Origin of the sequence: Streptomyces sp. NPDC086549 (assembly GCF_044746205.1) — a bacterium.
GTDB lineage: Bacteria > Actinomycetota > Actinomycetes > Streptomycetales > Streptomycetaceae > Streptomyces.
Window position 1 is genome coordinate 1 of sequence record NZ_JBIVBS010000015.1, and the last position, 12,657, is coordinate 12,657.

General features: G+C 70.2%; 9 protein-coding genes. 5 read left to right on the top strand and 4 right to left on the bottom strand.

Features of this window, described 5'->3' with window-relative positions:
* Nucleotides 1-20 precede the first annotated feature (20 nt).
* The 3 genes from ACIPSA_RS36745 to ACIPSA_RS36755 form a co-directional block, all read right to left on the bottom strand.
* The gene (locus ACIPSA_RS36745) at nt 21-635 is read right to left on the bottom strand and encodes an ATP-binding protein (RefSeq protein WP_402642754.1); all 615 of its coding nucleotides are present in this window, start codon (nt 633-635) and stop codon (nt 21-23) included.
* 5 nt (nt 636-640) lie between these two features.
* Nucleotides 641-1,576, bottom strand: coding sequence for a transposase (locus tag ACIPSA_RS36750; RefSeq protein ID WP_402642757.1), 936 nt, complete (start codon nt 1,574-1,576; stop codon nt 641-643).
* Nucleotides 1,577-2,767: 1,191 nt separating this feature from the next.
* Nucleotides 2,768-5,035, bottom strand: a complete 2,268-nt coding sequence (locus tag ACIPSA_RS36755; RefSeq protein WP_402642759.1) for a (Fe-S)-binding protein — start codon at nt 5,033-5,035, stop codon at nt 2,768-2,770.
* Between the two features lie 262 nt (nt 5,036-5,297).
* On the opposite strand from ACIPSA_RS36755, the gene ACIPSA_RS36760 reads away from it, so the two are divergent.
* The 5 genes from ACIPSA_RS36760 (at nt 5,298) to ACIPSA_RS36780 (ending at nt 10,609) form a co-directional block, all read left to right on the top strand.
* On the top strand, nt 5,298-6,332 hold the full coding sequence (locus tag ACIPSA_RS36760; RefSeq protein ID WP_402642762.1) for an MraY family glycosyltransferase: 1,035 nt from the start codon (nt 5,298-5,300) through the stop codon (nt 6,330-6,332).
* 94 nt (nt 6,333-6,426) lie between these two features.
* Entirely contained in the window at nt 6,427-8,274 is a 1,848-nt protein-coding gene (gene dnaK / locus ACIPSA_RS36765; RefSeq protein WP_402642764.1) for a molecular chaperone DnaK, read from the top strand.
* Nucleotides 8,271-8,936: a nucleotide exchange factor GrpE gene (gene grpE / locus ACIPSA_RS36770; protein WP_402642767.1), complete on the top strand. Its 666-nt coding sequence runs from the start codon at nt 8,271-8,273 to the stop codon at nt 8,934-8,936. The genes dnaK and grpE overlap by 4 nt, the downstream gene beginning before the upstream one ends.
* A gap of 33 nt (nt 8,937-8,969) precedes the next feature.
* Nucleotides 8,970-10,151, top strand: a complete 1,182-nt coding sequence (dnaJ, locus tag ACIPSA_RS36775; RefSeq protein WP_402642769.1) for a molecular chaperone DnaJ — start codon at nt 8,970-8,972, stop codon at nt 10,149-10,151.
* Between the two features lie 5 nt (nt 10,152-10,156).
* Nucleotides 10,157-10,609 (top strand): heat shock protein transcriptional repressor HspR, encoded by a 453-nt coding sequence (locus tag ACIPSA_RS36780; RefSeq protein WP_402642771.1) that lies wholly within the window; start codon nt 10,157-10,159, stop codon nt 10,607-10,609.
* Nucleotides 10,610-10,661: 52 nt separating this feature from the next.
* On the opposite strand, the gene ACIPSA_RS36785 is transcribed toward ACIPSA_RS36780, so the two are convergent.
* The gene (locus ACIPSA_RS36785) at nt 10,662-12,653 is read right to left on the bottom strand and encodes a fibronectin type III domain-containing protein (protein WP_402642773.1); all 1,992 of its coding nucleotides are present in this window, start codon (nt 12,651-12,653) and stop codon (nt 10,662-10,664) included.
* Nucleotides 12,654-12,657 lie beyond the last annotated feature (4 nt).

The window sequence follows — 12,657 nt, forward strand, 5'->3', positions numbered from 1 at the left end:
GGATCAGCCTGCCTCCAGCTTCAACCGGTCCCTGCGAGGACCGGCGGCGGGCTTTTCATCCCGCGAGATCCATCAGCGCTTCGTGGCGCACAGCCGACCTCATCGATCACCAGAACGGGGACGCGCGCGAGGCGCAGGAGCTCGTCCTGGAGCTTTCCGGTGGTGTGGGCGGCGGCCAGGCGGTCGACCCACTGGGATGCGGTGGCGAACGCGACGCGGTGTCCGGCCTGGCAGGCGCGGATCCCCAGGGCGATCGCCAGGTGCGTCTTGCCGGTGCCCGGCGGGCCGAGGAAGACCACGTTCTCCTTGCCGGTGATGAAGTCCAGGGTGCCCAGATGGGCCACCGCCTCCCGTTTCAGCCCTCGCAGGTGGGTGAAGTCGAACTCCTCCAGGGTCTTGCGGGCGGGAAAACGGGCCGCGCGGATGCGGCCCTCGCCGCCATGGGACTCGCGGGCGGCGACCTCGCGCTGCAGGCAGGCGGCCAGATACTCCTGATGCGTCCAGGACTCGGCCCTGGCGCGTTCGGCGAGCCGGTCGGCAGCATCGAGCAGGGCCGGCGCCTTCAACGCACGGCTGAGGAAAGCCAGTTCGGCGCCGATGTCCCGGGACGTGCTGGCGCGGGTTCGGGTGGCCATGGCATTTACTCCTCTCCTCCGCCGCCCTCGATCAGATGGAAGACGCGGTCATAGGCCGGCAGATCCGGCTGTGCCACCTCAACCGCCGCGGCGACGGCTCCGCCGGAGCGGTACTGGTGCCGCATCGCCGTGGCGGCATCGGCGTGGTCCGGGTCGGTCAGCGTCTGGTGGCGGGCCCAGCAGCGCGCATGCTCGGCAACCACGCGGCCGTCCAGATGGGCCCGCACCGTTTCGGTGTCCGCCTCGATCCGCACGATCCGCCCGATCGCGGCCGGGTGGACGGAGTAGTCGCAGGTGTCCAGGCGGATGTAGTGGTCCCGGCCGATCCGCACCGAGGTCTGCCACCAGCGCGGCGGCGCGGTCGGGGGCAGCGGCAGCATCGCGGCCCGGTCGGCCTCCCACCTCTCGGCCGGACGGGCCTCAAGGGTGCGGTGCACCCGCCGGTTGGCGACCTCAAGCCACGCGGCCAGCTGCGTGTTGAAGTCAGCCGGGGACGTGAACACCCTGCCGGGCAGGAACGACGTCTCCAGGTAGCCGTTGGCCCGCTCGACCAGCCCCTTCGCCTCCGGGTCGCGAGGCCGACAAAGGACCATCTTGCAGGCCAGAAGCCCGGCCAGCGCCGCGAACTCATGACTGAGCACGGCCCGCCCCTCCCGGCGTCGTCCGATGGCCGCCTCGTTGTCCCAGACCAGCACCCGAGGCACCGCATTCCAGCCGGACAGCAGGTCCCAGTGCCCGCTCACCAGATCGGCGGCCTGCCTCGACGGCAGCATCCGCGCGGTGATCATCCGGGAATAGCCGGCCACGATCACCAGCACCGGCGGGCGGCCCGTCTGCCCGAAGCCCAGCGGGATGTCCGCAGGCGGGAACCACAGATCGCACTGGGCCAGCTCGCCGGGCTGATACGCCGTCCGCGAGACCGGGTCCGCCGGCAGATACACCGGCCGCAGTTCCCGCACCCGGGTCGCGGAGAGCCGGGGCGGAGGCTGGGCCAGCTGAACTGAGCCGAGCCGAGCCGCGCCCAGCGGAGCGGAGCGGAGCCGAGCTGGTCAGTGGCCGTGGGGCCGCCCGCTTCTCGGCCAGTGTCGTGCCTCCGCGAGGCGAGTCAAGGGCGCGTCCGTTCCGCTGCGCTCCACTCCCGCGTCGGCTGACGCCGATGGCCCTCCGGGCCACCCTTGACACGCCTCGCTCCAGCACGGCGGAGAAGCGAGCGGGCAGCCCGGGAAAGTGGGCGCCTTGCCGGTGCCAGTCCCTTGGGCGCGCTGCGTTCGTGACCTTTGCTGTGGGCGCGGCAGCGCCTCGCCTGCACGCCGGGTGGGCTTGGCGGCGAGCGGCCGGTGGGTGGGGGTTGGGGGTTGGGTGGGCGTGGGGTGGGGGTGCGGATGGGGTGGGTGGAACGGGGCCCGATGGGTGCGGATGGGGGTGGGGGGTGCGGGTGAGTGCGGGTGGGTGCAGGGGGGATTGGCCGGTTTGGGTCACGTGTGGGGGCGGTCGGGCCGACTGACCTCGTACTTTGCGGAGGGGGGGTCTTCGGGGCTTGCCCAAAGCTGCCAATTGTTGCCGGGATGGGGGTGGTGAGGCCTCTGTGGCCTGTGATGAGCGGGGAGCTGCCGAGCGTAGTTGGCGTGCGCGACCGATCGGCCGGCCGCGTGACGAGCGCGCCTCCCCGCCGGCCTGGCCTGTGGCCGCCGAGCCGTCCCGGCGTGCATGCGAGGTGCTGGCGCGTCCCTCCGTCGACGGGGGCTGGTCAGCCCACCGGAGGGTCGACACCGGGTTGGGCCACTGCTCTTCCGGGCCGCTCGCTCGCTTCTGACCCGTGCTGGAGCGGGCCGGGTCAAGGGTGGCCCGGAGGGCCATCGCCGAAGGCGACGCGGGAGTGGAGCGCAGCGGAACGGGAGCGCCCTTGATGCGGACCGTGGAAGCACGACACTGAGGGGAAGCGAGCGGACCGACAGTCGGCCCGCAGGGCCCCCGACCCACGTGCACGTCAACGCCCTCCATCAACGCCCTCGGCCCATCCACATAACAGCGCCCCCTGCCCACCCACACGACGACGCCCCCTGCCTGTGCGTGGCAGGGGGCGTCGTATCGGGGCTCTCAGCAGCCGGCTACATCACCGGCTACGTCGCCGGCTACTTAACCGGCTCGGGCTCCGGCTCGTTCTCCGTTTCCGCCGCGCCCGCCGGGTCGACCGGCGTCCTGACGGAGTCGAGGAGGAGCTGGGCGACGTCCACGACCTGGATGGACTCCTTGGCCTTGCCGTCGTTCTTCTTGCCGTTCACGGAGTCCGTGAGCATCACGAGGCAGAAGGGGCAGGCCGTCGAGACGATGTCCGGGTTGAGGGAGAGGGCCTCGTCGACGCGCTCGTTGTTGATGCGCTTGCCGATCCGCTCCTCCATCCACATGCGGGCACCACCGGCGCCACAGCAGAAGCCGCGCTCCTTGTGGCGGTGCATCTCCTCGTTGCGCAGGCCCGGGACGCTGGCGATGATCTCGCGCGGGGGCGTGTAGATCTTGTTGTGGCGGCCCAGGTAGCACGGGTCGTGGTAGGTGATGATGCCCTCGACCGGGGTCACCGGGATCAGCTTGCCCTCGTCGACGAGGTGCTGGAGCAGCTGGGTGTGGTGGATGACCTCGTAGTCGCCGCCGAGCTGCGGGTACTCGTTGCCCAGGGTGTTGAGGCAGTGGGGGCAGGTCGCGACGATCTTCTTCGCGGACTTCGGCTTCTTGGTCGACTCGTCCTCGTCGTCCTCGCCGAAGGCCATGTTGAGCGCGGCCACGTTCTCCATGCCGAGCTCCTGGAACAGGGGCTCGTTGCCGAGGCGGCGGGCGGAGTCACCGGTGCACTTCTCGTCGCCGCCCATGATCGCGAACTTCACGCCCGCGATGTGGAGCAGCTCGGCGAAGGCCTTCGTCGTCTTCTTGGCGCGGTCCTCCAGGGCGCCGGCGCAGCCGACCCAGTAGAGGTAGTCGACCTCGGAGAGGTCCTCGATGTCCTTGCCGACGACCGGGACCTCGAAGTCGACCTCCTTGGTCCACTCCAGGCGCTGCTTCTTGGCCAGGCCCCAGGGGTTGCCCTTCTTCTCCAGGTTCTTGAGCATCGTGCCCGCCTCGGAGGGGAAGGCGCTCTCGATCATCACCTGGTAGCGGCGCATGTCGACGATGTGGTCGACGTGCTCGATGTCGACGGGGCACTGCTCGACGCAGGCGCCGCAGGTGGTGCAGGACCACAGGACGTCCGGGTCGATGACGCCGTTCTCCTCGGCGGTGCCGATCAGCGGGCGCTCGGCTTCGGCCAGGGCAGCGGCGGGCACACCGGCCAGCTGCTCCTCGGACGCCTTCTCCTCGCCCTCCATCGTCTTGCCGCCGCCGGCCAGCAGGTACGGCGCCTTGGCGTGCGCGTGGTCCCGCAGCGACATGATCAGCAGCTTGGGGGAGAGCGGCTTGCCGGTGTTCCAGGCGGGGCACTGCGACTGGCAGCGGCCGCACTCGGTGCAGGTGGAGAAGTCGAGGAGCCCCTTCCAGGAGAACTGCTCGACCTGGGAGACGCCGAAGACGTCGTCCTCGCCCGGGTCCTCGAAGTTGATCGGCTTGCCGCCCGAGGTCATCGGCTGGAGGCCGCCGAGGGCGGTCTCACCGTTCGCGTTCCGCTTGAACCAGATGTTCGGGAAGGCGAGGAAGCGGTGCCAGGCGACACCCATGTTGGTGTTCAGCGAGACCACGATCATCCAGATGAACGAGGTGCTGATCTTCACCATCGCGGTGAAGTAGACCAGGTTCTGCAGCGTGGCGGCGCTCAGGCTCTTGAAGGCCACGACCAGCGGGTACGAGGCGAAGTAACCGGCCTCGTAGCCCTCGACGTGGTGCAGCGCGCCCTCCAGGCCGCGCAGCACGTAGATGGCCAGGCCGATGGTGAGGATGACGTACTCGACGAAGTACGCCTGTCCGGCCTTGGAGCCCGCGAAGCGCGACTTGCGGCCGGGGCGGGAGGGAAGGCTCAGCAGGCGGATCGTGATGAGCACGGCGATGCCCAGGACGGTCATCACGCCGATGAACTCGGTGTACATCTCGAACGGCAGGAAGTCGCCGATGACCGGCAGCGCCCAGTCGGCCTTGAAGAGCTGGCCGAACGCCTGTGCCAGGGTCGGCGGGAGGGTGAGGAAGCCGACGGCCACGAACCAGTGGGCGAAGCCGACGATGCCCCACCGGTTCATCCGGGTATGGCCGAGGAACTCCTTCACCAGCGTCACACTGCGCTGATAGGGATTGTCTGTCCGGCTGCCGGCGGGCACGGGCTGGCCGAGCTTGAAATACCGGACGAACTGACCGATGGCGCGTGCGAGCAGGGCGACGCCGACCACGGTCAGGACCAGCGACACGATGATCGCGGCGAGTTGCATGGGGGCTCCTCGGGCCTGCGAGGGTCTTTTCGGGTTCCCGAGCGGGTTCCTCGAAATTACTAAGCGGTAACTTATGCAGTCCGTCTGAGACTACCCGTATCTCTCCTCGCACTGTAGCCAGGGGCAAGGTGATCTGGATCGCTGAGGGGAGCCTGAGGTGACTGAGGTGACTGAGGTGAGCTGACTGGGGGGCCTGAGCCCGACGAGCGATCCGATCGTGTTATTCATACCGAATTGCTGCATTTGCCCCTACTTTGGATCCGTGCTCTACGGGACCCTCGCCGCCTCCACCGCCCTCCTGCTGTCCGCCCTGCTCGCGGCGCTGCTCCGGGTGCCCGGCCTGCGCGCCGGGCTCGTCGAGCGGAGGCAGGCGGGCGCGGCGCGGCGGCGGCCGGTGCCGCTGCTCGGGGGCGTGGCCGTGCTGGCCGCCACCTGTCTCGTCGCCGGGGTGGGGGAGTGGACGCGGGCCGCGCCGCTGGGGGGCGGGGTCGACGAGCTGCTGATCGCGGGCGCCGGTGTCGCCGTGCTCGGGCTGGTCGCCGACGTGTGGCGGCTGCGGGCGCGGGTGCTCACCGCCGGTACGGCGGTCGCCGCCGCGTGTGTCGTGCCGTACGGCGGGACGGGCGTCCCCGCGGGGATCCTGGCCGTGGGCTGGATCGTCTTCGTCGCCCTCGCCTTCCGGGCGCTCGACCACGCCGACGGGCTCGTCGGCACGGTCGGGGTGATCACCGCCTTCGGGGTCGGGGCCTGCGCCGCGGCCGAGGTGATGGACGGGCTGGCCGTGCTGCTCAGTGTGCTCGCCGCCGCCCTCGCCGGATTCCTCATGCACAACTGGCATCCCGCGCGGATCGGGCTGGGGTCCTGCGGATCGCTGTTCACCGGGTTCCTGCTCGCCTCCGCCGCCGTGTTCACCCAGGCGGGGCGCGGCCTCGGGGAGGGCGTGGGCGTGCTGTTCTCGCTCACCGTCCTCGGCACCGCCGACCTCGCCCTCGTGGTCCTCTCGCGGCGCACGGCCCGGCGGTCGCTCCTCAGGAGCGGGCCCGACCATCTCGGCCACCGGCTGCGGCGGCTCGGGCTCACCCCGCGGGGGACCGTGGTCCTGCTCGGCGTCGGTGCCTCCGTCGGGGTGCTCGTCGGAGTGCTTGCCCACACCGGCCGGGCGGGGGACGGGGCCGTGCTGTGGGTGGCGGGCGGGGCGCTTGTGGCCGTACTCCTACTCCTTCGAATTCCTGTCTACAGCCCCCGTCGTATGGTGTCCTCGCAGGTCACAGGTCAGTTGCGTGTAAGGAGCGGATAAGAGTTGAGTCTGTGCGACTCAGGTCTGTTGACCCAGCGGCGAGCCTCATGCACACTTGAGTCCGTTCCACTCAAGTCAGCTGGAGGAAATCACCATGGCACGTGCGGTCGGCATCGACCTGGGCACGACTAACTCCGTCGTCAGCGTTCTTGAAGGCGGCGAGCCCACCGTCATCACCAACGCCGAGGGTGCCCGGACCACGCCGTCCGTCGTCGCCTTCGCCAAGAACGGCGAGGTGCTGGTCGGCGAGGTCGCCAAGCGCCAGGCGGTCACCAACGTGGACCGGACCATCCGGTCCGTGAAGCGTCACATGGGCACCGACTGGAAGATCCAGCTGGACGGGAAGGACTTCAACCCCCAGCAGATCTCCGCCTTCATCCTGCAGAAGCTGAAGCGCGACGCCGAGGCCTACCTGGGCGAGAAGGTGACCGACGCGGTCATCACCGTCCCGGCCTACTTCAACGACTCCGAGCGCCAGGCGACGAAGGAGGCCGGCGAGATCGCCGGTCTGAACGTCCTGCGTATCGTCAACGAGCCCACCGCGGCCGCGCTCGCGTACGGCCTCGACAAGGACGAGCAGATCATCCTGGTCTTCGACCTCGGTGGCGGCACGTTCGACGTCTCGCTCCTGGAGATCGGCGACGGTGTCGTCGAGGTGAAGGCCACCAACGGCGACAACCACCTCGGTGGCGACGACTGGGACCAGCGCATCGTCGACTTCCTGGTCAAGCAGTTCGCGGCCGGCCACGGCGTGGACCTCGGCAAGGACAAGATGGCTCTGCAGCGTCTGCGTGAGGCTGCCGAGAAGGCGAAGATCGAGCTGTCCTCTTCCACCGAGACCTCGATCAACCTGCCCTACATCACGGCCTCCGCCGAAGGCCCGCTGCACCTGGACGAGAAGCTCACCCGGGCCCAGTTCCAGCAGTTGACGGCCGACCTTCTGGAGCGCTGCAAGACGCCGTTCCACAACGTCATCAAGGACGCCGGCATCAACCTCTCCGAGATCGACCACGTCGTTCTCGTCGGTGGATCCACCCGTATGCCCGCCGTCGCCGAGCTCGTCAAGGAGCTGACCGGCGGCAACGAGGCCAACAAGGGTGTCAACCCGGACGAGGTCGTCGCCATCGGCGCCGCCCTCCAGGCCGGTGTGCTCAAGGGTGAGGTCAAGGACGTCCTGCTCCTCGACGTGACCCCGCTGTCCCTCGGTATCGAGACCAAGGGCGGCATCATGACGAAGCTCATCGAGCGCAACACCACGATCCCGACCAAGCGCTCCGAGATCTTCACGACGGCCGAGGACAACCAGCCGTCCGTGCAGATCCAGGTCTACCAGGGCGAGCGCGAGATCGCGGCGTACAACAAGAAGCTCGGCATGTTCGAGCTGACCGGTCTGCCGCCGGCGCCGCGTGGCGTCCCGCAGATCGAGGTCGCCTTCGACATCGACGCCAACGGCATCATGCACGTGACCGCCAAGGACCTGGGCACGGGCAAGGAGCAGAAGATGACCGTCACCGGCGGCTCCTCGCTGCCGAAGGACGAGGTCGACCGCATGCGCCAGGAGGCCGAGAAGTACGCGGAGGAGGACCACGCCCGCCGCGAGGCCGCCGAGACCCGCAACCAGGGCGAGCAGCTCGTCTACCAGACCGAGAAGTTCCTCAAGGACAACGAGGACAAGGTTCCGGGCGAGATCAAGACCGAGGTCGAGGCCGCGATCGCCGAGCTGAAGGAGAAGCTCAAGGGCGAGGACACCGCCGAGATCCGCACCGCCACGGAGAAGGTCGCGGCCGTCTCCCAGAAGCTGGGCCAGGCCATGTACGCCGACGCCCAGGCCGCGCAGGCCGCCGGCGGCCCCGAGGGTGCCACCGCCGGTGGTGCCCGGGTCGACGACGACGTCGTGGACGCCGAGATCGTGGACGACGAGCGCAAGGACGGTGCCGCGTGACGGAGGAGACCCCGGGCTTCGAGGAGAAGCCCGACGTCCCCTCCGGCGCCACCCCCGAAGACGCCGAGTCGAAGGCCGCTTCCTCCGCTTCGGCGGAGGGGGCGGCCCCGGCCGGGGACGCAACTGCACAGAACGCCGGTCTGGTCGCCCAGCTGGACCAGGTGCGCACGGCGCTCGGTGAGCGCACGGTGGACCTCCAGCGCCTTCAGGCGGAGTACCAGAACTACCGCCGCCGCGTCGAGCGCGACCGGGTAGCGGTCCGGGAGGTCGCCATCGCGAACCTCCTGACCGAGCTCCTGCCCGTGCTCGACGACATCGGCCGCGCGCGGGAGCACGGCGAACTCGTCGGCGGCTTCAAGTCCGTCGCCGAGTCGACGGAGACCGTCGCGGCGAAGATGGGGCTGCAGCAGTTCGGCAAGGAGGGCGAGCCCTTCGACCCGACGATCCACGAGGCCCTGATGCACTCGTACGCGCCGGACGTCACCGAGACGACGTGCGTGGCGATTCTGCAGCCCGGGTATCGCATCGGCGAGCGCACCATCCGCCCCGCGCGGGTGGCCGTCGCCGAGCCGCAGCCCGGCGCGCAGACGGTCAAGGCCGAGGGCGCCGACGAGGGCGCCGCGGCCGACGACAAGGAGAGCGGTGGCCCGGAGGAGGGCTGACGTAAACACTGAGCGGAAGGAGGGACGTCGAGGATGAGCACCAAGGACTTCATCGAGAAGGACTACTACAAGGTCCTCGGCGTCCCCAAGGACGCCACCGAGGCCGAGATCAAGAAGGCGTACCGGAAGCTCGCCCGCGAGTTCCACCCGGACGCCAACAAGGGCAACGCCAAGGCGGAAGAGCGCTTCAAGGAGATCTCCGAGGCGAACGACGTCCTCGGCGACACCAAGAAGCGCAAGGAGTACGACGAGGCACGCGCCCTCTTCGGCAACGGCGGTTTCCGTCCGGGGCCGGGCGCGGGCGGCGGCTCCTTCAACTTCGACCTGGGTGACCTCTTCGGCGGAGCCGGAGGCGGCAGCGCCCAGGGCGGAGGAGGCTTCGGCGGCGGGTTCGGGGACGTCCTGGGGGGCCTGTTCAACCGAGGCGGTACGGGGACGCCCCGTACCCAGCCGCGCCGCGGCCAGGACATCGACACCGAGGTCACCCTCAGCTTCACCGAGGCGATCGAGGGCGCCACGGTCCCGCTGCGGATGTCCTCGCAGGCACCGTGCAAGGCCTGCTCCGGCACCGGCGACAAGAACGGCACACCGCGTGTGTGCCCGACCTGCGTCGGCACGGGCCAGGTGGCGCGGGGTTCGGGCGGCGGCTTCTCGCTCACCGACCCCTGCCCCGACTGCAAGGGCCGCGGTCTGATCGCCGAGCACCCCTGCCTGGAGTGCAAGGGCAGCGGCCGCGCCAAGTCGTCCCGGACCATGCAGGTCCGCATCCCCGCGGGGGTGACGGACGGTCAGCGCATCCGGCTGCGCGGCAAGGGCGCGCCCGGCGAGCGGGGCGGCCCGGCGGGCGACCTGTACGTCGTCGTGCACGTCGGCACGCACCCGGTGTTCGGCCGCAAGGACGACAACCTCACGGTGACCGTCCCGGTGACGTTCGCCGAGGCTGCTCTCGGCGGCGAGGTCCGGGTCCCGACCCTCGGCGGCCCCGCCGTCACCCTGAAGCTGCCTCCGGGCACGCCCAACGGCCGCACCATGCGGGCGCGGGGCAAGGGCGCGGTCCGCAAGGACGGCACCCGCGGCGACCTCCTGGTCACCGTCGAGGTGAGTGTCCCCCAGGACCTGACGGGGAAGGCTCGTGACGCGCTTGAGGCGTATCGCGAGGCGACCGCGGACGAGGACCCGCGGGCGGAGCTGTTCGAGGCCGCGAAGGGAGCTTGAGAGTGATGGAAGGCCGTCGACGTAACCCGTATGAACTGACCGAGGAGACCCCGGTCTACGTCATCTCGGTGGCGGCCCAGCTCTCCGGCCTGCACCCGCAGACGCTGCGCCAGTACGACCGTCTGGGCCTGGTCTCCCCCGACCGCACCGCGGGCCGGGGCCGCCGCTACTCGGCCCGCGACATTGAACTGCTGCGCACCGTCCAGCAGTTGTCGCAGGACGAGGGCATCAACCTGGCCGGCATCAAGCGCATCATCGAACTGGAGAACCAGGTCGCCGCGCTGCAGTCCCGCGTCGCGGAAATGCAAGCGGCCCTGGACGGCGCGGCGGCCGCGATGCAGCAGCGCGAGGCCGCCGTCCACGCCTCCTACCGGCGGGACCTGGTCCCGTACCAGGAGGTCCAGCAGACCAGCGCGCTGGTCGTGTGGCGGCCGAAGCGGCAGCAGTCCTCGGACTGACGCCTGTGACGAGGGGCCCGGAGACGGCAGTCTCCGGGCCCCTTCGCGTTGTTCAGGAGACCGGCGGTACGGCCACGCTCACGAGGACCGGGAGCGAGGTGGTGCCGTCGGCACGCACGCCGGAGACCTGGTACCACAGAGTCGTCCCCGTGGGGACGTCGTGGTCGTAGACCGAGGTGTATTCCGACTCGGGCAGTGCGTCGAAGGTTCCGGTCTGCGGATTCCAGCGGGAGAAACGGGCGCTGCCGTAGGTCTCGGTGCCCGCGGGCGACCACATGTCCACGTGTACGGTGCCGGTGCTCCAGACCGACGCGGAGGCCATGTGGGTGGCCCCGGCGGGCGTCTCCACCGTGGGCGTCAGATCGTGCTCCACGGTGTGGGCCGTGGCGCCGCCGCCGACGTTGCCGGCGAAGTCGACGGCCTTGACGACGTAGCAGAGTTTCTCGCCGTCCGCGGGGCCGACGTCCTGGTACGAGGTGGCGCCCGCGTCGGCATAGCCGATGTGCACGGCGTCGGAGCAGCTGACCGAGTCTCCGTCGACGACGGTCGTGCCGCGCAGCACGGAGTACTGGTAGAGGTCGGCGTCGGTCACGGGGGCCCAGGTCACGACCGTTCCCCAGTCCTCGGCGGCCGCCGTCGCGGAGGCCGGCGCCGCGGGAGCCTGTGCGTCGGTGCCGGTGGTGGCGGCCACCTCGGCGCCCGCGATCGACTCCGTACCAGCCTTGTCGTAGGCCTTGACCACGTAGCGGTAGGCGGTGTTCTCGCCCGCCGAGTAGTCCGTGCACAGGTGCTGGACGGTGCCGTCGGCGAGGGTGCGCCGCCAGGTGTCGCAGCGGTCGGTCACCTCGACCCGTCCGGTGCTCGCGCCGCCGGTCCGGTAGACCCGGAAGTCCACGTAGTCCCCGGCGGTCTTGTCGTCCATCCGCCAGGTCAGGGTGACCGCGCTGCGCCTTGGAAACGCCTGGACGCTCGCCGGGGCGGCCACCAGGCGCCGTGCCGCCTTGAGCGGGGTGTAGGCGGTGATCCGGCCGCTGACGTCGACCGCCGCGACCTGGTACTTGTACTCGGCGGAGCGGGCCACGCCGGTGTCGGTCAGCGAGGTGCCGGTGGGCACCCAGTAGATCGAGGGCTCGCCGTCGGCCTTGCGGACCACGCGGTAGTGGACCGCGCCGGGCACCTGGTCCCAGGCCAGGGCGATCCCGGAGTCGGTGCCGGTGGCGGTGAAGCCGGTCGGGACGGTGACGGCGAAGCTGGTCACGGTGGCGCGCGCGGTCTGGGCCGAGTCGTTCCCGGCCTTGTCGTACGCCGTGACGATGTACTCGTACATGTCCCCGGTGGCGGGCGGGACGTCGGTGTACGAGGTGGCCGTGGTCCCCGAGGACAGCTGCCGCCAGGCGCCACTGCCCGCCACCTGCCGGTAGACCCGGTACCCGGCCAGGTCCATCTCGGCGTTCTTCGGCCAGGTCAGCTTCGTCTGCTGGGTGTCGGCCGCATACGTGGCGTTGAGGCCTGCCGGGGCGAGCGGGGCGGTCTTGTCGTAGGTGGCCGAAGTCCGCGGCGCGTACGTGAACTTGACCTTGGCGGCCCCGGTCCAGTTGACGTAGTCGATCCGCAGGGTGTGCTTGCCCCGGGGGATCGTGAGGTTCCGGCTCTTCGACCGTGAACCCGCCGTGTTCGACCAGAGGTCGATCTGGCGGCCGCCGTCCAGGTAGACGCGGATTCCGTCGGTCCCGGAGGCGGTGACGGCGAAAGGACCGCCGGATCCGAAGTCACGGGTGACGGTCCATCGGACGCCGAAACCGTCCTTGGGCAGGCCGGAGAACGGTGCGCCGGTGCCCCAGTCCTGGTCGATCGCGCTGTCGCAGTCGGTCTTCTTCGGAGTGCCCGAGAAATTGGTGTTCGCGAAGAACTTCCGGGTATAGACCGGCGAGGCGCAACCGGTGGCCGCGGAGGCGGGTGTCGCAAGGGCGCCGAGCAGGCCGCCAGTCGTGGCGAGCACGAGGGCGGTGGCGGCCGCGGCGGTCATGCGTCTGGCTGGGTTCATTCGA

Excerpts from the sequence above, each read along its gene's own strand:
- ACIPSA_RS36745 (WP_402642754.1), bottom strand. The coding sequence starts at position 635 with ATGGCCACCCGAACCCGCGCCAGCACGTCCCGGGACATCGGCGCCGAA.
- ACIPSA_RS36755 (WP_402642759.1), bottom strand. The coding sequence starts at position 5,035 with ATGCAACTCGCCGCGATCATCGTGTCGCTGGTCCTGACCGTGGTCGGC.
- dnaK (WP_402642764.1), top strand. The coding sequence starts at position 6,427 with ATGGCACGTGCGGTCGGCATCGACCTGGGCACGACTAACTCCGTCGTC.
- dnaJ (WP_402642769.1), top strand. The coding sequence starts at position 8,970 with ATGAGCACCAAGGACTTCATCGAGAAGGACTACTACAAGGTCCTCGGC.
- ACIPSA_RS36780 (WP_402642771.1), top strand. The coding sequence starts at position 10,157 with ATGGAAGGCCGTCGACGTAACCCGTATGAACTGACCGAGGAGACCCCG.
- ACIPSA_RS36785 (WP_402642773.1), bottom strand. The coding sequence starts at position 12,653 with ATGAACCCAGCCAGACGCATGACCGCCGCGGCCGCCACCGCCCTCGTG.